The organism is Streptomyces sp. NPDC001220 (assembly GCF_053597895.1).
Genome location: NZ_JBSFJE010000010.1, coordinates 294,017 through 320,425 on the forward strand (window position 1 = coordinate 294,017; position 26,409 = coordinate 320,425).

20 protein-coding genes are annotated in these 26,409 nt (G+C 72.7%); 12 read left to right on the plus strand and 8 right to left on the minus strand.

Going from position 1 to position 26,409, the window contains the following annotated elements; translation table 11 throughout:
* Positions 1-224: 224 nt before the first annotated feature.
* Genes ACWDGI_RS25040 through ACWDGI_RS25050 form a run of 3 tightly spaced genes read right to left on the minus strand, consistent with a single transcriptional unit; the run spans position 225 to position 2,564 of the window.
* Positions 225-998: an enoyl-CoA hydratase/isomerase family protein gene (locus tag ACWDGI_RS25040; protein ID WP_450762481.1), complete on the minus strand. Its 774-nt coding sequence runs from the start codon at positions 996-998 to the stop codon at positions 225-227.
* Complete coding sequence (locus ACWDGI_RS25045) at positions 995-1,408, minus strand: Zn-ribbon domain-containing OB-fold protein (protein WP_450762483.1); 414 nt, start codon at positions 1,406-1,408, stop codon at positions 995-997. Before ACWDGI_RS25045 ends, ACWDGI_RS25040 begins: the two co-directional genes overlap by 4 nt.
* Position 1,409: 1 nt before the next feature.
* On the minus strand, positions 1,410-2,564 hold the full coding sequence (locus tag ACWDGI_RS25050) for a lipid-transfer protein (protein WP_450762485.1): 1,155 nt from the start codon (positions 2,562-2,564) through the stop codon (positions 1,410-1,412).
* Positions 2,565-2,684: 120 nt separating this feature from the next.
* Between ACWDGI_RS25050 and ACWDGI_RS25055 the strand changes: the two genes are divergently transcribed.
* A complete protein-coding gene (locus tag ACWDGI_RS25055) occupies positions 2,685-4,262 on the plus strand; it encodes a FadD3 family acyl-CoA ligase (RefSeq protein ID WP_450762623.1) in 1,578 nt (525 codons plus the stop codon).
* A 222-nt stretch (positions 4,263-4,484) separates the two neighbouring features.
* Here ACWDGI_RS25055 and ACWDGI_RS25060 read toward each other — a convergent pair whose 3' ends face one another.
* Positions 4,485-4,745 (minus strand): hypothetical protein, encoded by a 261-nt coding sequence (locus ACWDGI_RS25060; RefSeq protein WP_450762486.1) that lies wholly within the window; start codon positions 4,743-4,745, stop codon positions 4,485-4,487.
* 222 nt (positions 4,746-4,967) lie between these two features.
* Positions 4,968-7,922, minus strand: coding sequence for a BTAD domain-containing putative transcriptional regulator (locus ACWDGI_RS25065; RefSeq protein ID WP_450762488.1), 2,955 nt, complete (start codon positions 7,920-7,922; stop codon positions 4,968-4,970).
* Positions 7,923-8,221: 299 nt separating this feature from the next.
* On the opposite strand from ACWDGI_RS25065, the gene ACWDGI_RS25070 reads away from it, so the two are divergent.
* The 7 genes from ACWDGI_RS25070 (at position 8,222) to ACWDGI_RS25100 (ending at position 16,718) form a co-directional block, all read left to right on the plus strand.
* Complete coding sequence (locus tag ACWDGI_RS25070) at positions 8,222-9,457, plus strand: amidohydrolase family protein (protein ID WP_450762490.1); 1,236 nt, start codon at positions 8,222-8,224, stop codon at positions 9,455-9,457.
* The gene (locus tag ACWDGI_RS25075) at positions 9,439-10,374 is read left to right on the plus strand and encodes an LLM class F420-dependent oxidoreductase (protein WP_450762492.1); all 936 of its coding nucleotides are present in this window, start codon (positions 9,439-9,441) and stop codon (positions 10,372-10,374) included. The genes ACWDGI_RS25070 and ACWDGI_RS25075 overlap by 19 nt, the downstream gene beginning before the upstream one ends.
* Before the next feature lie 13 nt (positions 10,375-10,387).
* Positions 10,388-11,158: an SDR family NAD(P)-dependent oxidoreductase gene (locus ACWDGI_RS25080; RefSeq protein ID WP_450762494.1), complete on the plus strand. Its 771-nt coding sequence runs from the start codon at positions 10,388-10,390 to the stop codon at positions 11,156-11,158.
* A 97-nt stretch (positions 11,159-11,255) separates the two neighbouring features.
* On the plus strand, positions 11,256-12,374 hold the full coding sequence (locus tag ACWDGI_RS25085; protein WP_450762496.1) for an LLM class flavin-dependent oxidoreductase: 1,119 nt from the start codon (positions 11,256-11,258) through the stop codon (positions 12,372-12,374).
* A 120-nt stretch (positions 12,375-12,494) separates the two neighbouring features.
* Positions 12,495-14,216: an N-acyl-D-amino-acid deacylase family protein gene (locus ACWDGI_RS25090; RefSeq protein ID WP_450762498.1), complete on the plus strand. Its 1,722-nt coding sequence runs from the start codon at positions 12,495-12,497 to the stop codon at positions 14,214-14,216.
* Complete coding sequence (locus tag ACWDGI_RS25095) at positions 14,213-15,673, plus strand: aldehyde dehydrogenase family protein (protein WP_450762500.1); 1,461 nt, start codon at positions 14,213-14,215, stop codon at positions 15,671-15,673. The genes ACWDGI_RS25090 and ACWDGI_RS25095 overlap by 4 nt, the downstream gene beginning before the upstream one ends.
* Positions 15,674-15,791: 118 nt before the next feature.
* Complete coding sequence (locus ACWDGI_RS25100) at positions 15,792-16,718, plus strand: NmrA family NAD(P)-binding protein (RefSeq protein ID WP_450762502.1); 927 nt, start codon at positions 15,792-15,794, stop codon at positions 16,716-16,718.
* Between the two features lie 48 nt (positions 16,719-16,766).
* Here ACWDGI_RS25100 and ACWDGI_RS25105 read toward each other — a convergent pair whose 3' ends face one another.
* Positions 16,767-17,162, minus strand: coding sequence for a nitroreductase family deazaflavin-dependent oxidoreductase (locus tag ACWDGI_RS25105; RefSeq protein ID WP_450762504.1), 396 nt, complete (start codon positions 17,160-17,162; stop codon positions 16,767-16,769).
* 93 nt (positions 17,163-17,255) lie between these two features.
* Positions 17,256-18,770 carry a CehA/McbA family metallohydrolase gene (locus tag ACWDGI_RS25110; RefSeq protein ID WP_450762506.1) on the minus strand — a complete coding sequence of 505 codons (1,515 nt, stop codon included), beginning with the start codon at positions 18,768-18,770 and terminating at the stop codon, positions 17,256-17,258.
* A gap of 154 nt (positions 18,771-18,924) precedes the next feature.
* On the opposite strand from ACWDGI_RS25110, the gene ACWDGI_RS25115 reads away from it, so the two are divergent.
* From ACWDGI_RS25115 to ACWDGI_RS25125, 3 genes are all read left to right on the plus strand, one after another.
* Positions 18,925-19,770 (plus strand): LLM class F420-dependent oxidoreductase, encoded by an 846-nt coding sequence (locus ACWDGI_RS25115; RefSeq protein ID WP_450762508.1) that lies wholly within the window; start codon positions 18,925-18,927, stop codon positions 19,768-19,770.
* Positions 19,771-20,046: 276 nt separating this feature from the next.
* Positions 20,047-22,635, plus strand: a complete 2,589-nt coding sequence (locus ACWDGI_RS25120; RefSeq protein WP_450762510.1) for a bifunctional FO biosynthesis protein CofGH — start codon at positions 20,047-20,049, stop codon at positions 22,633-22,635.
* 110 nt (positions 22,636-22,745) lie between these two features.
* The gene (locus ACWDGI_RS25125) at positions 22,746-23,315 is read left to right on the plus strand and encodes a hypothetical protein (protein WP_450762512.1); all 570 of its coding nucleotides are present in this window, start codon (positions 22,746-22,748) and stop codon (positions 23,313-23,315) included.
* A 50-nt stretch (positions 23,316-23,365) separates the two neighbouring features.
* Here the strand turns inward: ACWDGI_RS25125 and ACWDGI_RS25130 are convergent, their stop codons facing one another.
* Complete coding sequence (locus tag ACWDGI_RS25130; protein ID WP_450762514.1) at positions 23,366-23,866, minus strand: DUF2165 domain-containing protein; 501 nt, start codon at positions 23,864-23,866, stop codon at positions 23,366-23,368.
* Between the two features lie 86 nt (positions 23,867-23,952).
* Here ACWDGI_RS25130 and ACWDGI_RS25135 point away from each other — a divergent pair, with 86 nt between their 5' ends.
* Positions 23,953-26,355 carry a tetratricopeptide repeat protein gene (locus tag ACWDGI_RS25135; protein ID WP_450762516.1) on the plus strand — a complete coding sequence of 801 codons (2,403 nt, stop codon included), beginning with the start codon at positions 23,953-23,955 and terminating at the stop codon, positions 26,353-26,355.
* The last annotated feature ends 54 nt before the right edge of the window (positions 26,356-26,409 follow it).

Genomic DNA, 26,409 nt, shown 5'->3' on the forward strand with positions numbered 1-26,409 from the left:
GTGTGCGGCGCGGGGCCACCACGGCGCCGTGGGGGCCGTTCGCGCACTTCCCCGCGCCCCTGAAGGGGCGCGACCAGCCACGGCGTACCCGCAGGTGCCCGGCGGCGGGGGTTCCCGGGACGGCCGTCGCACGGAAGGGTGTGCACGGCGGCCGTCGCACGGGGTGGGAGTCGGCTCCCACAGCGAACGCTACGCCCGACGGCCCACCGCCGCCACGCGGTGACTCAGCGCACGCGGGGCGTGGCCCGGGCCCGGTTCCCGAACAGTTCGGCCTGCCGGTCGGACGGCAGGTTCCCCAGCGCGATCAGGTACGGCGCCTGCCCGTACCCCCGCTCCCGCGCCGCCTCCTTCGCCGCCCACAGTGCCCGCACGCTCCCCTGCACCCCCTCGGCCGGATACCCGGCGATCACGGTCGCGCACCGCACGGCCGCCGCCAACGCCTCGCCCGGCGCGGTCACTTCGGACACCAGCCCCACCTCGTACGCCCGCCGGGCGGAGACGCGCTCGGCGTTGCCCATGAGGACCAGCCGGGCCACCTCCCCGTACGGCATGCGCTGCGCCATCAGCACCGACTCGTAGGCGCTGACCATGCCGTAGGAGGTGTGCGGGTCGAAGAAGGCGGCCGTCTCGTCGGCGACGACGAAGTCCGACTCCCCGAGGAGATAGAAGGCGCCCCCGCAGGCCATCCCGGCCACAGCGGCGATCACCGGCTTCCACAGGTCGTTCGACTTCGGGCCGACGGCGATCAGCGGATCGTCCTGCATGTACGGCGAGGAGGGCTGCGGCACGACCGCGTCCCGGTCGAGCCCGGTGCTGAAGGCGCGCCCGCCGGCCCCGGTGAGGACGACGGCCCGTACGGCGTCGTCGAAGCGCAACGCCCGCCAGGTGTCGGCGAGTTCGGCGGCGGTCTCCAGGTCGATGGCGTTGAGTCTCCCGGGACGGTCCAGGGTGACGACGGCGACCCCGGTGTCCTTGTCCGTGTCCAGGCGCAGGCTCACGGCCGCTCCAGGACCCACTGCGGAAGACCGTCCGCGAACACCGCCTGCACCCGGGCGCCGATCCGGATCCGGTCGGGGGGGAAGGAGTCGAGCGGCGCCCCCGCCGCGCTGACCAGGTTTCCCACCAGGCGGATGCGCGGCGCGTCCGCCAGCTCCACGACCACGACGTTGTACGGGGCCTGGGCCGCGTAGTCCGGGAGGAGCGGCGGGTGCGGGACGACGTACGACCAGATCCGTCCCCGGCCGCTCGTCGGCCGCCACTCGCTCGCGAAGGACTGGCAGTGCGGGCAGCACGGGCGGGGCGGGAAGCGGGGCTCCTGGCAGTCGGCGCAGGCCTGGACGCGGAGTTCGCCGAGCGCCGCGTACTCCCAGAAGGGGGCGCCGTCGGTGTCGATGGCCGGTCGCAGCATCTCAGCTCCGGTTGGTGAGGAGGAGGGCGGAGGTCGGCACGCCCTCGCCCGCGGTGACCAGGCAGGTGGCGGCGCCGGGGACCTGGGCGGTACTGGTGCCGCGCAGCTGTTTGACGCCTTCGGTGATGAGGTTGAAGCCGTGGACGTAGGCCTCGCTGAGGCCGCCTCCGCCGGTGTTGACGGGCAGCCGCCCGCCGATCTCCAGCGCGCCGCCCTCGGTGAACGCCCCGCCCTCCCCCCGCCCGCAGAAGCCGTACCCCTCCAGGGAGAGCGGGATCAGCGCGCTGAAGGCGTCGTAGATCTGGGCGACGTCGACGTCCTCCGGGGTGAAGTCGGCGTGCTTCCACAGGTGCCGGGCGGCGGTCCAGGCGGGCCCGGTGAGCGGGTCGTCGTTCCAGTAGTTGACCATGCCGTGGTGCTGGGCGGGCAGGCCCTGGGCGGCGGAGTGCACGTACACGGGCCGCCGGGCGCAGTCGCGGGCGCGCTCCCTGCTGACCACCACGCACGCCAACGCCCCGTCGGTCTCCAGGCAGTTGTCGAAGAGGCAGAGGGGCTCGCTGATCCACCGGGAGGTCATGTACATCTCGCGGGTCAGGGGGCGGTCGTACATGACGGCGGCCGGGTTCTGGTTGGCGCGGTTGCGGCAGGCGAGGGCGACGTTGAAGAGGTGGTCGCGGGTGGCGCCGTACTCGTGCAGGTAGCGGCGGGTGAGCATGGCTATCTCGTCGGCCGGCCGGAGCAGCCCGAAGGGCCGGGTCCACTGGGCCGGGGTGGGCAGCTGGACGGTGGTGTTGGTCCAGGGCCGGGGCCCCGAGCCGCGTTTCCGCGACCGCCAGGCGACGCCGACCGAGGCCTGCCCGGAGGCGATGGCCGCGGCGAGGTGGGCGACGGTCGCGCAGGAGCCGCCGCCCCCGTACCCCACCTTGCTGAAGAAGGTCAGGTCCCCGAACCCGACCGCCTTGGCCAGCTCCACCTCGTCGGTCTCCTCCATGGTGAAGGAGGCGAGGGCGTCGACCTCGCCGGGGGCGATCCCGGCGTCGTCGAGGGCGGCGAGGACGGCACGGCAGGCGAGGGTCCGCTCGTCCTCGTCGAGCCGTCTGGCGAAGCGGGTCTGTCCGATCCCGACGATGGCGGTGGCGTCCTGGATCCCGGCCATGTGCACACCTCCGCGCGCTGCTGAAGGGCTGCTGACAGTCCGTCAGGCTACAGCTAATCTGACGTACCGTCAGCTATGCGTTCTGTGCTCTCGCCTGGGGAGGCCGTTGTGCGCGGTGACATGGAGTGGGGGACCGTGCCGGGACTGGTGCGGTCGGCGGCCCGGCGGTACGCGGACACCGAGGCGGTGGTGGACGGCCGTACCCGGATCACCTACGCCGAGCTGGGCGACCGGGTGGAGCGGGCGGCGGCCGCGTGTCTGGCCGCCGGCGTCGAGACCGGCGACCGGGTGGCCGTCTGGGCGCCCAACTCCCTGGACTGGATCGTCGCGGCGCTGGGCGCGGTGTCGGCGGGCGGGGTGCTGGTCCCGCTGAACACCCGCTTCAAGGGCGCCGAGGCGGCGGACGTGCTGCGGCGGAGCGGAGCGCGTCTGCTCTTCGTGACGGGGACGTTCCTGGGCACGTCGTACGTGGCCTCGCTCAGACGGGCGGCCAGGGAGGGCGACTCCCCGGGCCCGCTGCCGGGGCTGCCGCTGCTGCGGGACGTGGTGGTGCTGTCCGACGACGCGCCGGCGGACTTCCGCACCTGGAAGGACTTCCTGGCGGCCGGGGAGGGGGTGGCGGCCGGTGAAGTCGCCGCCCGCTCGGCCGGGTTGGCCGGCGACTCGCTCTCCGACATCGTCTTCACCTCGGGTACGACGGGCCGCCCCAAGGGCGCGATGATCACGCACGCGCAGACCCTGCGGGCGTACGAGGTGTGGGCCGACCTGGCGGGCCTGCGCGCGGACGACCGGTACCTGATCGTGAACCCCTTCTTCCACACGTTCGGCTACAAGGCCGGGGTGATCGCCTGCCTGATGCGGGGCGCGACGATGATCCCGCAGCCGGTGTTCGACGTGGAGACGGTGCTGGCGAACATCGCGGCGGAACGGGTCTCCGTACTGCCCGGCCCCCCGACCCTCCACCAGTCGCTCCTCGACCACCCGGCGCGCGACACCCATGACCTCTCGGCGCTGCGGCTGGTGGTGACGGGAGCGGCGGTCGTGCCCCTGCTCCTCGTCGAGCGCCTGCGCGGCGAACTGGGCGTCGGGACGGTCCTCACCGCGTACGGCCTCTCGGAGGCGAGCGGCATCGTGACGATGTGCCGCCGCGGAGACGCCCCTGCGGTGATCGCGTCGACGTCGGGGCGGGCGATCCCCGGCACGGAGATACGGGTGGACGCGGCGCCGGGCGCACCGGGCGAGGTTCTGGTCCGCGGGTTCAACGTGATGCGCGGCTACTACGAGGACCCGGCCGCGACCGCCGAGACGCTGACGGCGGACGGCTGGCTGCGCACGGGCGACGTCGGCGTCCTGGACCCGGCCGGGAACCTGCGGATCACCGACCGGCTGAAGGACATGTTCATCGTCGGCGGCTTCAACGCCTACCCGGCGGAGATAGAGCAACTGCTCGGCCTGCACCCGGATGTGGCGGACGTGGCGGTGATCGGCGTACCGGACGGGCGGCTGGGCGAGGTCGGCAGGGCGTTCGTGGTACGCCGCCGGGGCTCGGTGCTGACCGGCGACGACCTGATCGCCTGGGCCCGGCGGGAGATGGCGAACTACAAGGTGCCGCGGGTGGTGGAGTTCGTGGCGGAACTGCCGCGGAACGCGAGCGGCAAAGTACTGAAAGGCGAACTACGAGCACACCGATCCGCCTAGGCCGGCTGCCTGGGCGGCCATGCCCAGGCCGGATTCGCGGGCGGCGACGGGCCGGTGGCATGCCTGGCCAGGAAGAAGCCGGTCGGCGCGGCGAGCCCGAACATGCCGAGCACGGGCTCGGCGCGGGCGTCGGCTGTCGCGCCGAGCCGCCCCGGGACACACCTCGGCCGCGGCGGCTTCCCCTCCGCACCGCCGCGGCCGTCCCCGTCCGGGTGTGGTCTGTCAGGCCTTCTCGTCCGTCGCGTGGAAGTCGTCGGGCGAGTTCAGGGGCTCCGACGTGGCGTGGAAGTCCTTGCTGGCGATGTCGCCCTTGGCGGTGGCCGGGGCGGTCGCGGTGTCCGTGGCCGGCTTCGTGGCGGCGGCCGGAACGGCCGCCGGGTCGAAGTCCGGCTTCGGGTCGACGATGAGGGCGGCGGCCGCGTCGGCCGGCTCGCTCGTGGCGTGGAAGTCGTCGGGCTTGACGGTCCCGGTGTTGTCGGCCATGGGTGACTCCTAGAGAACAGGATGGTTCGAGATGGGAGATGCCCGCCCGGTCACTCCCCCGAGTGTCACCGGGCGGGCATCGCACGGCCGTTCACCTTAGTGGTGCGGCCATCGCACCGAGCCGTCTGCCCCCCGACACGACGGTCCGGCACCACTGAGAGTGCCGGGCCGCGATAAACGAACGATGAACGCGGCTGCGGGGCGTACGGGTTCCGGGCGGCCCTAGCCCACGGGGGTGGATGCCAGCAGTCCCCGTACGTCCGCCGCCTCCGGTGACCCCGACGCCTCGAAGACCGACAGCGCCTCCTGCCAGCAGACCTTCGCGCGGTCGGTCTGGCCGATGCCGTGCAGGCCGCGGCCCAGAGCCGTGAGGATGTTGGCGCGACGCCACTCCCCGCCGATGCCGTGCAGTACGGCCAGCGCCTGTTCCGCGCAGGCAGCGGCCTGCGCGGGGCTGTCGTCGGCCAGGTGGAGTTCGGCGATCCGGAACAGCGTCATGCCGTGCCACAGTTGCTGTCGCGCGTCCTGGAACATGCTCAGGGCGTCGGTGAGGGTCTCCAGGGCCAGCCGCGGCTCTCCCGCACTGGTCAGCGCGAGTCCCAGCGCGTACTTGCCGTTGGCCAGGCGCAGGGCCATGCCGGTGTCGTCGCGTGCGTAGATGGTGACCCCCTGACGGGCCAGGGAGACCGCGCTCTCGGTACGGCCGGTCGCCAGGTGGACCCGCGACAGATTGCACAGGGCGCTGGCCTCACCCGGCGTGTTCCGGTCGGCCCGGAAGGCGGCCAGGGCCTGTGTGAGGTGCTGCTCGGCCGCGTCGTGCCGCCCGTTGTAGAGGGCGATGATGCCCTGCTGGTTGGGTGCCTGGGCACACACGACGGGATCCCCGGCGGCGAGTCCGAGCCGGAGTGCCTCGCCCGCCTCCCGGTCCGACTCCGTGAACGAGCCGGAGACGCCGAGGAGATGACTGTGCATGAGGCGGGCGCGGCCCTCGGCGTAGGCGTCGCCGTGGCGCTGGGCGGCCGAGATCAAAGCGCCGGCCGCCTGGACGTACTGGCGGGCGCCGATCCCGGACTCCCCGAGATCGACGGCCGCGACGAGGAGGTCGGCCGCCCGGCGCAGCCTGTCCGCCGTACCGGCCTGCTGTACGGCCGCCAGCAGGCCGCTGGCCTCGGTGAACAGCCAGTCCAACGCCTTGTCCCGGTCGGTGAAGGAGAGGCCCGGGTAGGTGCTTCGGATCAGGTGGTCCAGGACGCGTTCCCCGGGCCGCTCGATCGCGTACACCCCCGCCGCCGTGGCCAGGTAGAAGTCCAGGAGGCGGGACATCGCCGCGGCTCGTTCGCCGGGGGGCTGTTCGTCGCGTTCCGCGCAGGCGCGTGCGTAGAGGCGGACCAGGTCGTGGAAGCGGTAGCGGCCGGGGGCCGCCGATTCCAGGAGGGACGTGTCGACCAGCGCCTCCAGGAGGTCCTCGGTGTCCTCCGCCGGAAGGTCCAGCACCGCCGCGGCCGCCGCCAGCGAGATGTCCGGGCCGTCGGCCAGGCCCAGCAGGCGGAAGGCCCGGGCCTGGGCCGGTTCCAGCTGGCCGTAGCCGAGTTCGAAGGTCGCCTTCACCGCCAGGTCGCCGGCCTGGAGTTCGTCCAGGCGGCGGCGTTCGTCGGCGAGCTTCGCCGCCAGCACCGAGACCGTCCAGGTGCGGCGGGCCGCGAGACGGGACGCCGCGATGCGGATCGCGAGCGGGAGGAAGCCGCACGCCGCGACCACGTCCAGCGCCGCCTCGCGCTCGGCGGCCACCCGCTCCGCGCCCACGATCCTCGTGAAGAGCTGGAGCGCCTCGTCGGGGGACATCACGTCCAGGTCCACCAGATGCGCCCCGGCCAGGTCGACCATCCGCACCCGGGCCGTCACCAGTGCCGCACAGCCCTCCATGCCCGGCAGCAGCGGACGTACCTGTGCCGCGTCCTTCGCGTTGTCCAGCAGGACGAGGACCCGGCGGCCGTCCAGGACCGAGCGGTACAGCGCCGCACGGTCCTCCAGCGAGTCGGGGATGGCGGAGTCCGGTGTGCCCAGGGCGCGGAGGAAGGATCCCAGGACCGTCTCCGGCTCGGCCGCCCGCGGACCCGCGCCCTGCAGGTCGACGTAGAGCTGGCCGTCCGGGAACGCCGATCGGGCATGGTGGGCCACGTGCACGGCCAGGGTGGTCTTGCCCACGCCTCCGATGCCCGCCAGCGCCGACACGGCCATGACCCGGCCGTCGGCCGATGCCAGCACCTCGCTCAGTTCGGTGACGAACGCGGCACGGCCCGTGAAGTCCGGCACGGTGGCCGGGAGCTGGGCGGGGCGGACAGGGCCGGCGGGGGGCTCCGAAGCCGGGGCCGACGGTTCCGCGAGGGCCGGGTCGGCCTGGAGGATGCGCTGCTGCAGGTCGCGCAGGCCCGGGCGCGGGTCGACGCCCAGTTCCTCGGCCAGCAGGCGGCGGGTGTCGGCGTACACGGCGAGCGCCTCGGCCTGCCGGCCGCTGCGGTACAGGGCCAGCATCAGCAGCTCGCGCAGCCGCTCGCGCAGCGGATGCGCCGCGGTCAGTGCCGTCAGCTCCGACACCGCCTCCGCGTGGCAGCCCTGCTCCAGGTCCATGTCCAGGCGGGACTCGAGGAGCTGCAGCCGCCACTCGTCCAGGCGGACCCGGTGCGCGTCGGCGTACGGGCCGGGGACGCCGGCCAGCGCCTCGCCGTCCCACCGGGACAGGGCCCGGTTCAGCTGGTCCCGGGCATGGCCCAGATCGCCGGCGCCCCGCGCCTTCTCCGCCTCCGCCGCCAGGTCCTGCACCACCGCCAGGTCCAGGGCGCCGTCACCGAGGCCGCGCACCGCGTAGCCGCCCGACTCGCTGACCAGGACGCCCGGGTCCAGGATCTTCCGCAGCCGGGACGCGTACGTCCGCACCGCCGCCAGCGCCTGCGAAGGCGGCTCGGGGCCCCACAGCGCGTCGATCAGCTCGGCCGCGGTCGCCGTGCGGCCCTCGCGCAGCAGCAGGGCGGCGAGCAGCGCGCGTTGCTGGGGGGAGCCGGTGTTGAGCGGCTGCCCCTCGCGCCAGGCGCGCACCGGACCGAGCACACTGAAGCGCAGCGCCGCCTCCGCCGAGGAGGAGGGGCGCCGCTGCTCCGGTACCCGCGGTCCACCGTCCATGTCCGTCCCCCTAGACATCCCGATTCACCCCGTCAGTCTGCCTTGTTCACGGGAGCCGCGTCAGCCTGGCGAGACCCCGATCACAGGCCGGAACACGGTGGTCCACACACCCTTCACATCGAAGTGGCCCCGCGAGCAGGACAAGTTCGCGGCGAAACGATTCCGCCGGTAGCTCCGCGCGGTGCGGAACCCGCGGCCCGGAGGCCGCCCCCGGTCGGCCGGGCGCGCTGCCGCGTCCGCCTGACGAACCGTCATCGCGATAGCTGACGGTTCGTCAGATCGGCGCTACCGTGAGCGCCATGGACACCCAGGACGGCACCTTTCCGCTGATCATCTCCGTCGACGACCACACCGTGGAGCCGCCGGACGTCTGGCAGTCCCGCCTCCCGAAGAAGTACCTGGACACCGGGCCGCGGACAGTCCGCGCCCCGCTGAAGGAGATGAGCTTCCTCGGCGGCCGGTTCAAGCCCGTGATGGGCAGGCCCGGGGAGGACGGTCCCACGGGCGACTGGTGGATCTACGAGGACCTGCACCGCCCCCTCACCCGCCTCGACACCGCGGTCGGCTACGGCCGGGACGAGATCAAGCTGGAGGTGATCACGTACGAGCAGATGCGGGCGGGTTCGTACGACGTCCCGCAGCGGCTCGCCGACATGGACGTCAACCACGTCCAGTCCGCCCTCTGCTTCCCGACCTTCCCCCGGTTCTGCGGGCAGACCTTCACCGAGGCCAAGGACCGCGAACTGGCCCTGCTCTGCGTCCAGGCCTACAACGACTGGATGGTGGAGGAGTGGTGCGGCCCGCTGGCGCAGGGCCGGCTGATACCCCTGACCCTCATTCCCCTGTGGGACGCCGGACTGGCGGCCGCGGAGGTCCGCCGCAACGCCGCCCGGGGCGTCCGCGCCGTCGCCTTCTCCGAGATCCCCCCGCACCTCGGGCTGCCCTCCGTGCACACCGACGACTGGGACCCCTTCCTCGCCGCCTGCGACGAGACCGGCACGGTCGTCGCCATGCACATCGGCTCCAGCAGCAGGATGCCCTCCACCTCCGCCGACGCCCCGCCGGCCGTCGGGTCCACGATCACCTTCGCCAACTGCTGCTTCTCGATGGTCGACTGGCTGATGAGCGGCAAGTTCGAGCGCTTCCCGAACCTGAAGGTGATGTACGCGGAGGGCCAGATCGGCTGGATCCCCTACATCCTGGAACGCGCCGACGTCGTCTGGGAGGAGAACCGCGCCTGGGGCGGCGTCGCCGACAAGGTCACCCGCCCGCCCTCCGAGCTCTTCGCCGAGCACGTCCACGGCTGCTTCTTCGACGACGCCTTCGGCCTGCAGAACCTCGACGCGATCGGCCTCGGCAACGTCCTCTACGAGACCGACTACCCGCACTCCGACTCCACCTGGCCGAAGTCCCGCGAGGTCGGCGAGGCCCAGATGGGCCACCTCGCCCCGGACGTGATCGAACGCATCGTCCGCGGCAACGCGATCGACCTGCTGGGCCTCACCCCGGAGGGCCTGTGGGGCGGTACGAGGTGACCGACTTCGGCATCCAGCTCCCCGTCCAGTCCCAGTCCACGATCTACGCCGAGGAGTGGGAGGCGGGCGCGGGCGTCGCGGACCTGGTCGAGATCGCCCGCGCGGTGGACCGGGCCGGCTTCGCCTACCTCGCCGTCTGTGACCACGTGGCGATTCCGCGCCGGCTCGCCGCCGCCATGAGCACGGTCTGGTACGACCCGGTCGCCACCCTCGCCCACCTGGCCGCCGTCACCGAGCGGGTACGGCTGCTCAGCCATGTCGCCGTCGTCGGGCTGCGGCACCCCCTGCTCTCCGCCAAGCAGTACGCGACCCTCGACCACCTCTCCGGCGGCCGGCTGATCCTCGGGGTCGGGGCGGGCCACGTGCGGGAGGAGTTCGAGGTGCTGGGGGTGGACTTCGGGCAGCGGGGCGCGGTCCTCGACGAGGCGGTCGACGCGCTGCGGGCCGCCCTCGGCCCGGACGAGTTCCCCTCCCACCACGGGAAGTTCTACGACTTCGAGGGGCTCGGGCAGCGGCCCCGGCCCGCGCAGCGCCGGGTACCGGTATGGGTCGGCGGCTCGTCGCCGGCCGCCGTACGACGGGCCGCGCTCAAGGGGGACGGCTGGCTGCCGCAGGGCGACCCGAGGGACCGGCTGCCCGCCCAGATCGCCCGGCTGCGGCGGCTGCGCGAGGAGGCAGGGGTGGTGGAGCCGCTGGTCATCGGCGCGATCGCCGAGCCGCTGTACATCGGCACCCCGAGCTGGGAGGTGGGCCGCCGCACCCTCACCGGCACCCCGGAGGCCCTCGCCGAGTCGCTGCGGGCCTACGGCGAGATGGGCGTGCACCAGGTCCAGGTGCGGTTCCGCAGCCGGAACCGGGCCGAACTCATCGACCAGATACGTGCGTTCGGGGCCGACGTCGCGCCCCGGCTGAGCTGAGGAGCGGGTGGCCATGGGCAAGCTGGACGGGCGGGTCGTCATCGTCACCGGGGCGGCGCGCGGACAGGGCGAGCAGGAGGCGCGGCTCTTCGTCGAAGAGGGCGCGAACGTGGTCGTGGCGGATGTGCTGGACGACCTGGGCGAGGCGCTCGCCAAGGAGATCGGGGCGCGCTACGTCCACCTGGACGTGGGCGTGGAGGAGGAGTGGCAGGCCGCCGTCACCGCCACGAAGCAGGCGTACGGCCGGCTCGACGGGCTGGTGAACAACGCGGGCATCCTGCGGTTCAACGCGCTCGTGGACACGCCCCTCGACGAGTTCATGCAGGTCGTACAGGTCAACCAGGTCGGCTGCTTCCTGGGCATGAAGACGGTGGCGCCGGAACTGGCCGACGGCGGGACCATCGTCAACACGGCGTCCTACACGGCACTGACGGGGATGGCCGCGGTGGGGACGTACGCCGCGACCAAGCACGCGGTGCTCGGGCTCACCCGGGTCGCCGCGCTGGAACTGGCCGGCCGGCGGATACGGGTCAACGCGATCTGCCCCGGCGCCATCGACACCGCGATGTCCAACCCGGCGCGGCTCGACCCCGCCGCCGACCCGGAGGAGATGAGCCGGGCCCTGGACGAGCTGTACCGCAAGCTGGTGCCGCTGGGCCGGATCGGGCGGGCGGAGGAGGTGGCCAGACTGGCGCTCTTCCTGACCTCGGACGACTCCTCGTACATCACCGGGCAGCCGTTCGTGATCGACGGGGGCTGGCTGGCCGGGGTCTCGGTAATCTGACGGACCATCAACTATTGACGGTGGCAGCGGCCGGTGCGACAGTCGGCCAACGAACGGTATCTGACGGAGCGTCAGGAAATTGGGACGGTGAACCGCCTTGGAATTCGGGCTCTTTGTACAGGGATACGTGGGCAAGCGAGCCGAGACCGACCCGCTGGCCGAGCACAAGGCACTGATGGAGGAGACCGAGTACGTCATCCAGGCGGACAAGTCCGGCTTCAAGTACGCCTGGGCCTCCGAGCACCACTTCCTCGACGAGTACTCGCACCTGTCGGCGAACGACGTCTTCCTGGGCTACCTGGCGCATGCGACGGACCGCATCCATCTCGGCTCCGGGATCTTCAACCCGCTCGCCCAGGTCAACCACCCCGTGAAGGTGGCCGAGAAGGTCGCCATGCTCGACCACCTCACCGGCAACCGGTTCGAGTTCGGCAGCGGGCGAGGAGCCGGGTCGCACGAGATCCTCGGGTTCCTGCCGGGCATCACCGACATGAACTACACCAAGGAGATCTGGGAAGAGACCATCGCCGAGTTCCCCAAGATGTGGCTCCAGGACGAGTACGCCGGCTTCCAGGGCAAGCACTGGCAGCTGCCGCCGCGCAAGGTCCTGCCGAAGCCGTACGGGAAGTCCCACCCGGCGATGTGGTACGCGGCCGGATCACCGCCGTCGTACGCCATGGCGGCGAAGAAGGGGCTCGGGGTCCTCGGCTTCAGCATCCAGAAGGTCTCCGACATGGAGTGGGTGCTTGAGCAGTACAAGACGGCGATCGTGAACGCGGAGCCGGTCGGGGACTTCGTCAACGACAACGTGATGGTGACGACGACGGCGATCTGCGCGCCGACGCACGACGAGGCGATCCGGATCGCCGCGGCCGGCGGCCTGCACTACCTTCCGTCGCTGGTGTTCCGCTACCACGACACGTTCCCGCGGCCCGAGGGCTTCCCGGTGTGGCCGGAGACGCTGCCCGAGTACACACCGGAGTTCGTGGAGCTGCTCGTCGAGGAGGAGCTGCTGATCTGCGGGGACCCGGACGAGGTGCTGCGGCAGTGCAAGCGGTGGGAGCAGGCGGGGGCGGACCAGCTGAGCTTCGGGCTGCCGGTGGGGGTGCCGAAGGAGGAGACGCTGCAGACGATCCGGCTGATCGGGGAGCACGTCATTCCGAAGGTCGACACGGATCCGGTGCACCGGACGACCCGATTCCGGGGTGCCGCGTAATCGCCGTCGCGGGGTGCGGGTGCGTTGTGGCTGGTCGCGCTCACGCGGCGGAGCCGCAAATCGATACAGCCCCGCGCCCCTTCAGGTGGGACGAGTCCCCTCAGTTGAAAAGGGAGCCCCATGCTTGATCACCTCATCAAGGGCGCGTCCGTTGTCGACGGAACCGGCGCGCCCGCCCACACCGCCGACGTCGGCATACGCGACGGCCGTATCGCCGTCGTCGGAACCGTCACCGAGGAGTCCCGTACCACCGAGGACGCCGCCGGGCTCGTGCTCGCGCCCGGGTTCGTCGACCCCCACACCCACTACGACGCGCAGCTCTTCTGGGACCCGTACGCGACGCCCTCCCTCAACCACGGGGTCACCACGGTCGCCGCCGGGAACTGCGGCTTCACCCTCGCGCCCCTGAAACCGGAGGACGCCGACTACACGCGCCGGATGATGTCCAAGGTCGAGGGGATGTCGCTGGTCGCGCTGGAGGAGGGGGCGCCCTGGAGCTGGCGTGGCTTCGGGGAGTACCTGGACGCGCTGGACGGGCGGATCGCCGTCAACGCCGGGTTCATGGTCGGGCACTGTGCCCTGCGCCGGTACGTGATGGGTCCGGACGCGGTCGGCGGGCAGCCCAGCGATGAGCAACTGGCCGAGATCGTCCGGCTGCTGCACGAGGCCATGGACGCCGGGGCCTGGGGCTTCTCCACCACCCAGTCCGCCACCCACTCGGACGGCGACGGACAGCCGGTCGCCTCCCGGCACGCCCGCCCGGAGGAGCTGCTGGCCCTCTCGCGGGCCGTCGGGGAGCACGAGGGGACGCAGATCGAGGCGATCGTCGCCGGCTGCCTCGACCAGTTCAGCGACGCCGAGATCGAGCTGTTCGCCGAGATGAGCGCGGTGGCCGGGCGGCCCCTGAACTGGAACGTGCTGACCGTCGACGCCGCCGTGCCCGAGCGGGTGCCCCGGCAGCTCCAGGCGAGCGAGCGGGCCCGGAAGGCGGGCGGCCGGGTCGTGGCGCTGACCATGCCCATCCTCACCCCGATGAACATGTCGCTCGGCACCTTCTGCGCGCTGAACCTGATCCCCGGCTGGGGGCCGGTCCTCGGGCTGCCGGTCCCGGAGCGGATCGAGAAGCTCCGGGACCCGGACGTACGCGCCGAGATGCTGGAGCGCGCCCACTCGAAGGAGGCCGGAGTCTTCCGGCGGCTCGCGAACTTCGGGCGGTACGTCATCGGCGACACCTACAGCGCGGCCAACGCCGGGCTGTCCGGCCGGGTGGTCGAGGACATCGCGGCGGAGCGCGGGCTGGACCCCTTCCACTGCCTGGTCGAGATCTGCGCGGCCGACGGCCTGCGTACGGTCCTGTGGCCCATGCCCACCGACAACGACCCCGCCTCCTGGGCGCTGCGCGCCGAGACCTGGCAGCACGAGGACGTGCTGCTCGGCGGGTCCGACGCGGGGGCGCATCTGGACCGGATGTGCGGGGCGCCGTACACGACGCGGTTCCTCGGCGACTGTCTGCGCGGCCGACGGCTGCTCGGCCTGGAACAGGCGGTGAAGATGCTGACCGACGATCCCGCCCGGCTCTTCGGGCTGCGGGAGCGGGGCCGGATCGCGGAGGGCTGGCATGCGGACCTCGTGCTTTTCGACCCGGAGCGGATCGCCGCCGGACCGGCCACCCTGGTGCACGACCTGCCGGGAGACAGCCCCCGCCTGGACTCGAAGGCGATCGGGATACGGGCGGTCTGGGTGAACGGCGTCGAGGCCATCCGCGACGACGTGGTCAGCGGGACGGTACCCGGGAAGGTGCTGCGGTCCGGACGGGACACCAGGACGGTGAGCACCCGGTGAGAGATGCGGCGGACGGGCAGCGGCTGTTCGTCGGGGGACGCTGGGTGGACCCCGACGGCGGGCACTACGCGGTCGTCGACCCGGCGACCGAGGGCACCGTCGGCTGGGCTCCCGAGGCCTCCGGGGAGCAGGTCCTGGCCGCCTGCACGGCCGCCCGGGAGGCCTTCGACGGCTGGTCACGGACACCGGCGGCGGAACGGGCCGCGGTCCTCGGCCGGGCCGCCGACATCATCCGCGCCCGGCTGAAGGAGCACGCCGACCTGGCCCGGGCGGAGACCGGCGCGACCACCGGGACCGCCCGGGCGATGCAGGTGGGGGTGGCGGCGGCCCGGTTCCGGCGGTACGCCACCGTGGAGCCCGCCGAGTGGGCGATCCCACCGCAGATCAACGAGGCCGGCCCGATGGGGAAGGCCGGGGTGACGGGTGCGCTGGCCGTGCGCCAGCCGGTGGGCGTGGTCAGCTGCATCACGTCGTACAACAACCCCTGGGCGAATCCGGCGGGCAAGGTCGCGCCCGCGCTGGCCATGGGCAACACGGTGGTGGTGAAGCCGGCCCCGCAGGACCCGCTCTCCGTCTACCGCATGGCGGAAGCACTGGAGGCGGCCGGCGCCCCGCCGGGCGTGGTGAACGTCGTCTCCGGCCGGGCGGCCGGCGTCGGCGAGACGGCCGTGGCCTCGCCCGACGTCGACATGGTGAGCTTCACCGGGTCCACGGCCGTCGGGCAGCGCATCGCCGAGGTGTGCGGGCGGGACATGAAACGGCAGCTGATGGAGCTGGGCGGGAAGGGCGCGGCGGTCGTCTTCGCCGACGCGGACGTCGGCTCGGCGGTGGCGGGCATCGGCACCACCTTCTCCTTCTACAGCGGACAGATCTGCACGGCACCCACCCGGGTGCTGGTGCAGCGGCCGCTGTACGACCGGCTGGTGGAGCAACTCGCCGCCTACGCCGACCGGTTGACGGTGGGTGACCCGGCGGCGCCGGACACGGTGGTCGGACCGCTGATCACGGCCGAACACCGGGCGCGGGTCGAGTCGTATGTCGAACTCGCCGGGAAGGAGGGGGCGACGGTGGTGACGGGCGGCGAACGGCCTCCCCTGGAAAGGGGGTTCTACGTCAGGCCCGCGGTGCTCGCCGACTGCCGAAACGACATGCGGGCCGCCCGCGAGGAGATCTTCGGCCCGGTCGTCGCCGTCATCCCCTTCGACGAGGAGGAAGAGGGCATCGCCCTGGCCAACGACTCCGACTACGGCCTCATCGACTACGTCTGGTCGGGGGACGTGGCCCGCGCCTTCCGGGTGGCGCGGCGGCTGAGGGCGGGGGGCGTCGGGATCAACACCGTCGGGCGGAACATGGAGGCCCCGTTCGGCGGGTTCAAGAAGAGCGGGGTGGGCCGGGACGTCGGCTCGTACGCCCTGCACGCCTACAGCGAGGTGCAGGCGATCGTCTGGCCGGGATGAGGGGACCGGTCGGCGACGGCCGCTACTCCTGCCGTGTGGTCCGCGCGGCGGGGTGTGCCGGGAGGCGGTCGGCGTGCCGTAGAAAGGCGGGGCGGGTTGCCGACTGCGGGAGGACGTCTTGCCGAGTACTGATCCGATCCTGGTCACCGGTGCCGCCGGCGGCGTCGGGGGTGTGGGCGGGAGGGTCCTCACGCAGCTGCGCCGGCACGGGTTGCCGGTCCGGGCCCTCGTCCACCACGACGACGACCGTGCCACCGCGCTGCGGGCCCTCGACGGCGTCGAGGTGGTCGTCGGTGACCTCACGCGGGGGGCGGACGTGGTGGCTGCCCTGGAGGGATGCCGCAGGGCCTACTTCGGGATGAGCCCGTCGCCCGACTACCTGGAGGCCACGGCGACCGTGGCGGCGGCGGCCCTTGCGGGCGGCCACCTCGAACTGCTGGTGCACATGTCACAGATGACCGTCTCCCAGATGAGCCTCACCAGCAGCGCGGAGTCGCACCAGCAGCGGCTGCACTGGCTCTGCGAACACGTCCTCAACTGGTCCGGGCTGCCGGTCGTCCACGTCCGGCCGACGGTGTTCATGGAGAACCCGCTCTTCGGCATGCTCGCCGTGGCCTCCGTCCGCCGTGACGACACCATCCGTCTCCCCTTCGGCGCCGCCCGCACCTCGCCGGTGGCCGCCGGCGACGTGGCCGCGGTGGTCGCCCGACTGCTGCTCGACCCCGCGCCGCAGACCGGCCGCGTCTACGAACTGACCGGCGCGGCCTCCCGGGACATGACCGCGATCGCCGCCGAGGTCTCCGAGGCGCTGGGACGCACCGTGACGTACGTCGACGTGCCGTACGACGAATGGGTCGAGCACGACCTCAAGCCGCTGGGCCTGACACCGCATCTCTTCGACCACATCGCCACGATGGCCCGGCTGCACGGGGAGAACCGCTACGACCGGGCGACCGACGACGTGACGGAACTCCTGGGCCGCCCGCCGTCGGGCTTCGACAGCATGCTCGAAGCCGTGCCGGGACTGCGGGCGGGGCAGGGGTAGCCGCCGGCGCGGCAGGAGCACGGGCCCGGCGGCCGGCCCCGGTGACGCTCAGCCGTCCAGGTCCACCCGCACCGTCAGCAGGTTCGTCCCGAGCAGCCGTACGGCGGCGCTGTTGCCCCGGGGCAGCGTGCGCAGGCGGGCCACCGGGTCGTCGTCGGGCATGAGGTGGGCGGTGCCCGCGTGCCACTTCCCCCCGATGCGGACCCGCACCCGCGGGTCGGCCTTGATGTTCCGGACGTACTGGGAGTGCTCGCCGAACTCCGACACCAGCCAGAAGGCCCCGCCGACCCGCCGGCCGCCCAGCGGCGTACGGCGGGGCAGCCCGGAGGTGCGCCCGGTGGTCTCCAGGAGGGTCTGGAAGGGGAGGAGCCGGGTCAGCGGGTTGGCGATGTGCCGCTGGAAGGCGGTGGTGGCGCGGAAACGGGTGTCGGTGGGGCGGGGCATGATCCGTGCGACTCCTCATGGTTGCTGCCGTTGCCTCCATGGTCCCCGACCCGCACACGAGGGGCTCGCCCCGGCCCTCGTCGGCGGACCGGCCTAGCGGCGCCCCAGGAAGATCGGGTTCGTCAGTGCCGCCAGGGCGCCGGGTACCGGGCCCGCCGCCGTCTCGTGGCGCAACTCCGCGCGCACGTACGCCGCGTACTGCGGGGTCGTCCGCCACTCGACCACGCCCGAGCCGGTCACCGGGAGCGGGTCGCTGGTCAGCAGGACGCCCTCGTCGGTGATGAAGCGGACCGTGCAGCGCGGCACCCCGGAGGCCTCCAGGCGGACGGTCACCGAGGTGTCGGCGGCCACCTCCAGCCGCTCGCCGATCCCGGCCTGCTCGCCGCGCCCGCCCGTCGCCGTGAAGCTCACCTTCACGTTCTTCGACTCGGCGACGTAGGAGCGGCCCGCGCGCAGCCCCTCCTGGACGGCCTCGCGGGTCAGGTCGTCGGCGAGGACGACGGTCTGGGGCACGCCGACGGGGTCCGGGTCGCGGTGCGCGTCGCTGTTTCCCATCGCCGGCAGCCACTCCTTGTTGTCGCGCACCGAGGCGACCAGCGTGGCGTCCCAGGCGGACAGGGCCACCTCGTCGTCGGGGGTGTAGGGGCCGTTCCACACCTCGACCGCGTCCGCGTCCCCGAACCCGAACTTCCAGGCGCAGCCCACGCAGGTGGCGTGCGGATGCGCCGGGACGACCAGACCGCCGGCCTTGTGGATCTGGTGCGCGAACTTCCCGAACCGGTTGTCGCGGGCCCGGTAGCGCCAGTCGACGAAGGTCCCGGGGTCGGTGCCGAGGGCGACGACGTGGCCGTTGCGGGTGGTGATCTCCTCGCCGAGCATGATCAGCAGGTCGTCGCCGGCCTGGTCCGCCCAGTGCGCGTGCGAGGAATGCGTGTTGTGGTCCGAGGAGTTGATGAAGTCCAGGCCGGCGGCACGGGCCAGCGCCGCGATCTCGGCCGGGGTGCGGCGGCCGTCGGAGTACCAGGAGTGCAGGTGGCAGTCGCCCCGGTACCAGTCCCGGCCCCGGCCCTTGGCCCGCTCGGGCGGGTACACCGGGCGGACGGGGGTGCCGGGCTCGCCGTACGTCAGCGTGATCGTCAGCTCGTAGGCCAGGCCCTGCGGGGCCACCGTGTAGGGGCCGAGGGCGACGTACCAGGTGCCGGCGTGGACCGGGCCGGGGAGGTAGCCGGGGGTCGCGTCGTCGGCGCGGACGAAGAACTCCGTGCGCGCCCCGCCCGACCAGCCCCGGAAGCCCTTGCCGCCCAGCTCGGTGCCGTGCTGGTCGAAGAGGCCGATGTCGAGTGCGTTGCCCGTGGTGCCGGCCGGGACGGCCGGCCGGTCGTAGGTGTAGGCGACCTTGATCTCGCGGACGCCGGCGGGGACCTCGACCGGGACGTACACGAAGTCCGGGCAGCCGGGCGGCAGCGTGCCGCGTACCGTCTTCGTCTCCTGAGTCCCCTGGCCCTGACCGTCCGCCGCTGCGAAGCTCACGGTTCCCAACGTAAGGGCTGCCGCCGCCCCCGTCACGAACAGTGCGCGTCTGCCGATGCCGTGCGTGTCCTCACCCATGCCGGTGACTCTCCTCTCCTGACGTGAACTCCCATGGAAGGACAGGGAATCCACAGGCATCCTTATGTCATGTGCATAGCTGTGTGAAAGGTGGGGCGCGTGATGCCGACCAGTCGGTATGGACATATCGCGCCACCCCCGGTACAGATGGCCCATGCGGATAGCCGTCACGATCTTCCTCACCGACGAGACCATCACCCCCGTCCGGCTCGCCCGTGAGCTGGAGGCACGCGGTTTCGCCGGCCTGTACCTGCCCGAGCACACGCACATCCCGGTCGAACGGACCACCCCGTACCCGGCCGGCGGCGACCTGCCCCGCGAGTACGGCCGTACCCTCGACCCCTTCGTCGCCCTCGGCCAGGCCGCCGCCGTCACCGAGCGCCTCGGCCTCGGCACCGGCATCACCCTGGTCGCCCAGCACGACCCGATCGACCTCGCCAAGCAGATCGCCACCCTCGACCACCTGTCCGGCGGCCGCTTCACGCTCGGCGTCGGCTTCGGCTGGAACGTCGAGGAGGCCGCGGACCACCGCGTGGCCTGGCGGACGCGGCGGGAGCTGTCCCGGGACCGGATGGCTCTGATGCGGGCGCTGTGGGCGGACGAACCGACCGCCTACGAAGGAGAGTTCGGGAGCGTGCGAGCGTCGTCCGCGTATCCCAAGCCCGTCCAGAAGCCGCGCGGCCCGGTCGCCGGTCCCCGCACGCTGATCGGCGGGGCGGCGGGGCCGAAGCTGTTCGCGCACATCGCGGAGTATGCCGACGGGTGGATGCCGATCGGGGGACGCGGGCTGGCGGAGTCGATACCGGTCCTGCGGGGCGTGTGGGCGGACGCGGGGCGCGACCCGGCGGCGCTTCAGGTGGTGCCGTACGCGGTGCTGCCGACGCCGGGGAAGCTGGCGTACTACGCCGAGTCGGGTATCGAGGAGGTCGTGCTCCAGCTGCCGCCGGCCGGGGAGGCCGAAGTGCTGGGGGTGCTGGACGCGTACGCGGAGTATCTGTAGTCGTCCGCGGGTGGGTGGGGGTTGCTCGCGCAGTTCCCCGCGCCCCTAAAGAGGCGCTCGCTGCAGCGCCCCTCTTTAAGGGGCGCGGGGAACTGCGCGACCAGCCACAACGCACCGGCACTCCTGCACCGCACCGGCACCCGGCACCCGGCACCGCACCGGCACCCGGCACCGCACCGGCACCCGGCACCGCATCGGCACCCGGCACCGCACCGCAGCCCACCCCCGGAACCCCCGTCCCGGCTGAACCGGCGGAGCCCTCCGTATGCTCGGAGAATGACGACTTCCGCGACTCCCGGAACCGGCGGCCCCACCGAGAACTCCATGCGTCGCGCCCTCAAACGCGCCCGGGACGGCGTCGCCCTCGACGTCTCCGAGGCCGCCGTGCTGCTCCAGGCGCGCGGCGCGGCACTCGACGACCTCGCCGCGTCGGCCGCCCGGGTGCGCGACGCCGGTCTGGAACAGGCGGGCCGCCCGGGCGTCATCACGTACTCGAAGAGCGTCTTCATCCCCCTCACCCGCCTGTGCCGCGACAAGTGCCACTACTGCACGTTCGTCACCGTCCCCGGCAAGCTCCGCCGGGCCGGGCACGGGATGTTCATGTCCCCGGACGAGGTTCTCGACGTGGCCCGCAAGGGCGCGGCCCTCGGCTGCAAGGAAGCCCTGATCACCCTCGGCGACAAGCCCGAGGACCGCTGGCCGGAGGCGCGCGAGTGGCTCGACGCGCACGGTTACGACGACACGATCGCCTACGTCCGGGCCATCTCCATCCGGATCCTGGAGGAGACCGGCCTGCTGCCGCACCTCAACCCGGGCGTGCTGTCCTGGACCGACTTCCAGCGGCTGAAGCCGGTCGCCCCGTCCATGGGCATGATGCTGGAGACGACGGCGACCCGCCTGTGGTCCGAGCCGGGCGGCCCGCACCACGGCTCCCCCGACAAGGAACCCGCCGTCCGGCTGCGGGTCCTGGAGGACGCGGGCCGTTCCTCGGTGCCGTTCACCTCGGGGATCCTGATCGGCATCGGCGAGACGTACGAGGAGCGGGCCGAGTCCCTCTTCGCGCTGCGCCGCGTCGCCCGCTCGTACCACGGCGTCCAGGAACTGATCATCCAGAACTTCCGCGCCAAGCCGGACACGGCGATGCGCGGCATGCCGGACGCCGAGCTGGACGAACTGGTCGCGGCGGTCGCCGTGGCCCGGCTCGTCATGGGTCCGGCCGGTAACATCCAGGCGCCGCCCAACCTCGTCGACAGCGAGTACGAGCGCCTGATCGCGGCCGGTATCGACGACTGGGGCGGGGTCTCCCCGCTCACCATCGACCACGTCAACCCGGAACGCCCCTGGCCGCAGATCGAGGAGCTGGCGGCGAAGTCGGCGGCCGCCGGGTTCGAGCTGCGGGAACGTCTCTGCGTGTACCCGGAGTTCGTCCGCCGCGGCGAGCCCTGGCTGGATCCGCGGCTGCGCCCGCACGTGGCCGCGCTGGCCGACCCGGAGACCGGCCTGGCGGTCCCGGACGCGGTGGTCGAGGGGCACCCGTGGCAGGAGCCGGAGGAGGTCTTCGTCGCGACCGGCCGCACCGATCTGCACACCGCCATCGACACCGAGGGCCGTACCGGCGACCGCCGTGACGACTTCGACGAGGTGTACGGCGACTGGGGCGCCCTGCGCGAGGCGGCCGCCCCCGGCATGGCACCCGAGCGCATCGACACGGACGTCCGCCAGGCCCTGGCGACCGCGGCCGACGACCCCACGAAGCTGACGGACGCCGAGGCCCTCGCCCTGTTCCACGCGGACGGCCCGGCGCTGGACGCGCTGACCAGGATCGCCGACGACGTCCGGAAGTCGGCGGTCGGCGACGACGTCACCTACATCGTCACCCGCAACATCAACTTCACCAACGTCTGCTACACCGGCTGCCGGTTCTGCGCCTTCGCCCAGCGCCGCACCGACGCCGACGCCTACACCCTCTCCCTGGACCAGGTCGCCGACCGGGCCCAGCAGGCGTGGGACGTCGGCGCGGTCGAGGTCTGCATGCAGGGCGGCATCCACCCGGACCTGCCCGGCACGGCGTACTTCGACATCGCGAAGGCGGTGAAGGAGCGGGTCCCCGGCATGCACGTGCACGCCTTCTCGCCGATGGAGGTGGTGAACGGCGCGACGCGCACCGGCATGTCGATCCGGGAGTGGCTGACCGCGGCGAAGGAGGCGGGCCTGGACACCATCCCCGGGACGGCCGCCGAGATCCTGGACGACGAGGTGCGGTGGGTCCTGACCAAGGGCAAGCTGCCCGCCGCCACCTGGATCGAGGTCGTCACGACCGCCCACGAGGTGGGCATCCGCTCCTCGTCCACGATGATGTACGGCCATGTCGACCAGCCCCGCCACTGGCTGGGCCATCTGCGCACGCTGGCCGGCATCCAGCAGCGGACCGGCGGCTTCACGGAGTTCGTGACGCTGCCCTTCATCCACACCAACGCCCCCGTCTACCTGGCGGGCATCTCGCGGCCCGGCCCGACCATGCGCGACAACCGCGCGGTGACGGCGATGGCCCGCCTCCTCCTCCACCCTCACATCCCGAACATCCAGACAAGCTGGGTGAAACTGGGCGCGGAGGGCGCGGCGGAGATGCTCCGCTCGGGCGCGAACGACCTGGGCGGCACGCTGATGGAGGAGACCATCTCGCGGATGGCGGGCTCGTCGTACGGCTCGTACAAGTCGGTACGGGACCTGATCGCCGTGGCCGAGGCGGCGGGCCGTCCGGCGAAGCCGCGCACGACGCTGTACGGCGAGGTGCCGGAGGAGCGCCGGCGGGCGGCGGAGGCGTCCGACGGGCACCTGCCGGAGCTGCTGCCGGTGCTGGACTGACTGGACCGAGCGGACGGGGGAGCGGACCGAGCGGGCGGGCAGCGCACAGTACGATGATCCGACCCCTGTGCGAATACGTGGGGCCCTCATAACGGAGGAGATGCGTACCCGTGGCTGCCCGACTGCTGCCCTCCTGGGTCTGGGTCACCGGTCTGACGACCGGGGCGACGGTGGCCGTCGTCTTCCTCGCCCTGCAGGCCGACAAGGGGCCGCATCCCACGGCCGCGGCGGTCCGCCCGTCGGCGAGCGCGTCGGCGGGCGCCCACCCCTCCGTGTCCCCGAAGCCCACGAAGGCCCCCGCCGTGCCGGCCGCCTCCGGCACGGGCCGCCGTATCGTCTACTCGCTCGGCGGCAAGCGGGTGTGGACGGTCGACGCGAGCGACAAGGCGACCCGCACGTTCACGGTGTGGCCGGGGACGGTGAGCCCCGACCCCGGCACGTACACGATCTCCAGGACCCTGTCCGCCACGACCGGCTCGGACGGCGTCCAGATCGAGCACATCCTCTACTTCGCCTCGAAGTCGGGGCTGTCGATCGCCTTCTCCAACGCGGTCGACGGCTCGTCCCCGCCGCCCGCCGCCGGCAAGCAGACCAGCGGAGTCCGCATGCACAAGGCGGACGGCGCGGCCCTGTGGACGTTCGGCACGGAACCGAACACCAAGGTGACGGTGGTCAAGTAGCCGTCAGGAGATGGCACGGAGTCCCTGTGCGCGGGCCGCGAGGCGGCGCCCTATCGCTCCTGATCCGAAGGACTCAGCTGTACGACGACGAGCGCGATGCCGGTGAGCACCAGGACCCGGGTCGCCGCGTCGAGACCGTTCCAGGTCTTGGACTGCCACATGGAGAACCACTCACCGCCGATGGCGATGAACCCGGCGCCGAAGAGCAGCACGAGCATCAGCAGGCCGTAGGTGGACAGGCGCCGCGCACGGCCGTTGTCGCGCCGGAACCACAGCGCGGTCCCGGCGACGAGCACGAGCGCGGCGACGGTCTCCCAGACGATGATGGCGACGTAAGCGGCGTTCTGGAGCCCTCTGTTGGTAATGGCCCGCCACATCAGGTCGTCGTCCTTGAACGTCGTGTCCATGGCCAGCACATGCTGGACGAACGCCTGATTGGTGCCGAAGTCGGTGATGTTCCCCAGGGCGACGAGGGCGATGTAGAGAGCGACGGTACCGGTGAGAAGGGCAGCGGCGAGCGAGAGCGCACGAGGCGCGTGGGAGGTGGACATGCCACCGTCCTTCCCCGCCGCACCGATTCACACCCTTCCCCCGGGGCCTCTGCCAGACTTGGTGTGGGCCGGCGGGGGTGGTGCGGATGGGGTCGACACGGCCGTCGATGCAGGAGCTGATCGGGCGTCGGCGACGGGCTGGATTCGTCGGACGGGTCGACGAGCGGGCCGCGTTCCGGCGGAACCTCGACCTGCCGCCCGAGGACGAACGGCACCGTTTCCTCTTCCACGTGCACGGTGACTCGGGTGTCGGGAAGACCTTCCTGGTACGGGAGTTGGAGCAGATCGCCCGGGAAGCCGGGGCGCTGACCGCGTACGTCGACGAGGACGCGGCCGGCGTGCCCGAGGTGATGGCGGTGTGGGCACGTCAATTCGCCCTCCAAGGACGGCGGTTGAAGGAGCTGGAGCGGTTGCTTGCCGCACACCGGCAGCGGCGACACGAGGCGGAGGCGGCCCTGTCGATGGGCGATCCGGCGGAGCCGGACGGGCCGTCGGCGGGCAGCCTGGCCATGGCACGGGCCGGGCTGGTGGGCCTGGGGATGGTCCCGGTGGCCGGCGCCTTCGCCACGGCCCTCGACGCGGACCGGCTCGCCCAGGGCGCCGACCGGCTCCGGGCACGCTTCCGCAGCCAGGAAGACGCCCAACTGGTGCTGTCCCCCGAGCGGATACTGACCCCGGTACTGCTGGCCGAGCTGGCCGCGGCCGCAGACGCCGCCCCCTGGGTCGTCCTCCTCCTCGACACCTACGAGCGCACCGGACCGTTCCTGGACCGCTGGCTGCACGACCTGATGACCACCGACCGCTACGGCGCCCTTCCCGCCGACGTCGTCGTGGTCACCTCCGGCCAGCACCCGTTCGACACCGCCCGCTGGGGCGGCTTCGCCGACTTCATGACCGACATTCCGCTCGGACCGTTCACCGAGACGGAGGCGCGGGGGCTGCTCGCGGACAAGGGAGTACGGGACGAACCGGTGGTCGCCGAGGTGCTGCGGCTGACCGGCGGCCTTCCGGTGCTCGTCTCCACACTGGCCGAGTCCGGGCCCGTCGGCCCCGAGGACGTGGGGGATCCGAGCGCCACGGCGGTCGACCGGTTCCTGAAATGGGAGCGGGACCCCGTGCGCAGAGCCGCCGCGCTTGCGGGCGCGCTGCCCAGGGGCCTCGACCAGGACACGTTCCGGTCGGTCGTGGCGGGTTCCGAGGACCAGGCGGGCGCGCTCTTCGCATGGCTGAGGACCATGCCGTTCGTCAGCGAGCGCGGGGGCCGGGTGCGGTACCACGACGTCGTACGGGCACCGATGCTCCGGCTTCAGCGGCTGCGTTCGCCCCAGGGCTGGACCGACCGGCACACCCGGCTCGCCGAGGCGTACGGCCGACGGCGCGCGGAGGCCGAAACCGGCCTGCGGTCCGAGGAGTTGTGGACCGACGACGAGTGGCGGGAACTGCGGCTCGGCGAGTCCTACCACCTGCTGTGCGCGCGACCCCGCACCGCGCTCCCGGCCGTGCTCGCCGACGTCGTCACGGCCTGCGCTCACGGCGAGGACGTCGTACGACCCTGGGTGCGGCTCCTGGCCGAGGTGGGCCGGGACGCCGACGCCGAGGCGGCACGGACCCGCGGCGGCGAGCTGTCGCGGGCACTCGCCGCGGGCGGGCTCGCCGAACTCCTCCGGCTGCTCCTCGGCCGAGCCCGGGACGACGAGCCGTGGCGGGCGACGGCATGGGCGCTGCGGGCCGACGCGCTCGCCCGGGACGGCGCGCACGAGCGGGCCATGGAGGACTACGACCGCGCTCTCGCCCTGGACCCGGACCTGGTGCGGGCCCGCCGCGGCAGAGCCGTCACCCGCGCCGGGACAGGCGACTACGAAGGCGCGCTCGCCGACCTCGACCGGGTGCTCGCACTGGAGCCGGACAACCCGTGGAACGTCATCCTGCGCGGCGAGCACCACCGGCTGGCCCGCCACCACGCCGAAGCGGTGGCGGACCTGAGCGAGGGCATCCGACGCGACCCCGTCAGCGAGTTCGCCTGGGCGTCCCGCGGCGCCGCCCGCGAACGTCACGGCGACCTCGACGCGGCCCTGGCCGACTTCGACCGGGCGATGGAACTCAAGCCGGACTACGCCTGGGCCCTCGCCCGCCGGGCCCGCGTCTGGCGCGGCCTCGGCGACCAGGCCCGCCGCCTCGCCGACCTGGACCGTGCCCTCGCCCTGCAACCCGACTGGGCCTGGGGCCGCTGTGAACGCGGCGACGCCCTGCGCGTCAACGGCCGCGACGAGGAGGCCCTGGCCGACTACGACCGCGCCCTCGAACTCGATCCCGGTTACGCGTCCGCGTACGCGAGCCGAGGCGTGTCCCTGTCCAACCTGGGCCGCCACGAGGAGGCCCTGACCGACCTGGACCGCGCCCTCGCGCTGAACCCCGACTACCCCTGGGCCCGGGAACAGCGGGCGTACGCCCTGTCGCGGCGGGGCGGCGGAGACGAAGGCCGCCCATGAGGCGGCGCCGAACGCCAGCCGCGCACCGTCCTTGTCTCCGCATGGCTGGAGCGG

Bases quoted from the DNA above. Each gene is read 5' to 3' on its own strand.
- ACWDGI_RS25045 (WP_450762483.1), bottom strand. From the start codon at position 1,408: ATGCTGCGACCGGCCATCGACACCGACGGCGCCCCCTTCTGGGAGTAC.
- ACWDGI_RS25050 (WP_450762485.1), bottom strand. From the start codon at position 2,564: ATGGCCGGGATCCAGGACGCCACCGCCATCGTCGGGATCGGACAGACC.
- ACWDGI_RS25055 (WP_450762623.1), top strand. From the start codon at position 2,685: ATGGAGTGGGGGACCGTGCCGGGACTGGTGCGGTCGGCGGCCCGGCGG.
- ACWDGI_RS25060 (WP_450762486.1), bottom strand. From the start codon at position 4,745: ATGGCCGACAACACCGGGACCGTCAAGCCCGACGACTTCCACGCCACG.
- ACWDGI_RS25065 (WP_450762488.1), bottom strand. From the start codon at position 7,922: ATGGACGGTGGACCGCGGGTACCGGAGCAGCGGCGCCCCTCCTCCTCG.
- ACWDGI_RS25070 (WP_450762490.1), top strand. From the start codon at position 8,222: ATGGACACCCAGGACGGCACCTTTCCGCTGATCATCTCCGTCGACGAC.
- ACWDGI_RS25080 (WP_450762494.1), top strand. From the start codon at position 10,388: ATGGGCAAGCTGGACGGGCGGGTCGTCATCGTCACCGGGGCGGCGCGC.
- ACWDGI_RS25090 (WP_450762498.1), top strand. From the start codon at position 12,495: ATGCTTGATCACCTCATCAAGGGCGCGTCCGTTGTCGACGGAACCGGC.
- ACWDGI_RS25105 (WP_450762504.1), bottom strand. From the start codon at position 17,162: ATGCCCCGCCCCACCGACACCCGTTTCCGCGCCACCACCGCCTTCCAG.
- ACWDGI_RS25110 (WP_450762506.1), bottom strand. From the start codon at position 18,770: ATGGGTGAGGACACGCACGGCATCGGCAGACGCGCACTGTTCGTGACG.
- ACWDGI_RS25115 (WP_450762508.1), top strand. From the start codon at position 18,925: ATGCGGATAGCCGTCACGATCTTCCTCACCGACGAGACCATCACCCCC.
- ACWDGI_RS25120 (WP_450762510.1), top strand. From the start codon at position 20,047: ATGACGACTTCCGCGACTCCCGGAACCGGCGGCCCCACCGAGAACTCC.
- ACWDGI_RS25130 (WP_450762514.1), bottom strand. From the start codon at position 23,866: ATGTCCACCTCCCACGCGCCTCGTGCGCTCTCGCTCGCCGCTGCCCTT.
- ACWDGI_RS25135 (WP_450762516.1), top strand. From the start codon at position 23,953: ATGGGGTCGACACGGCCGTCGATGCAGGAGCTGATCGGGCGTCGGCGA.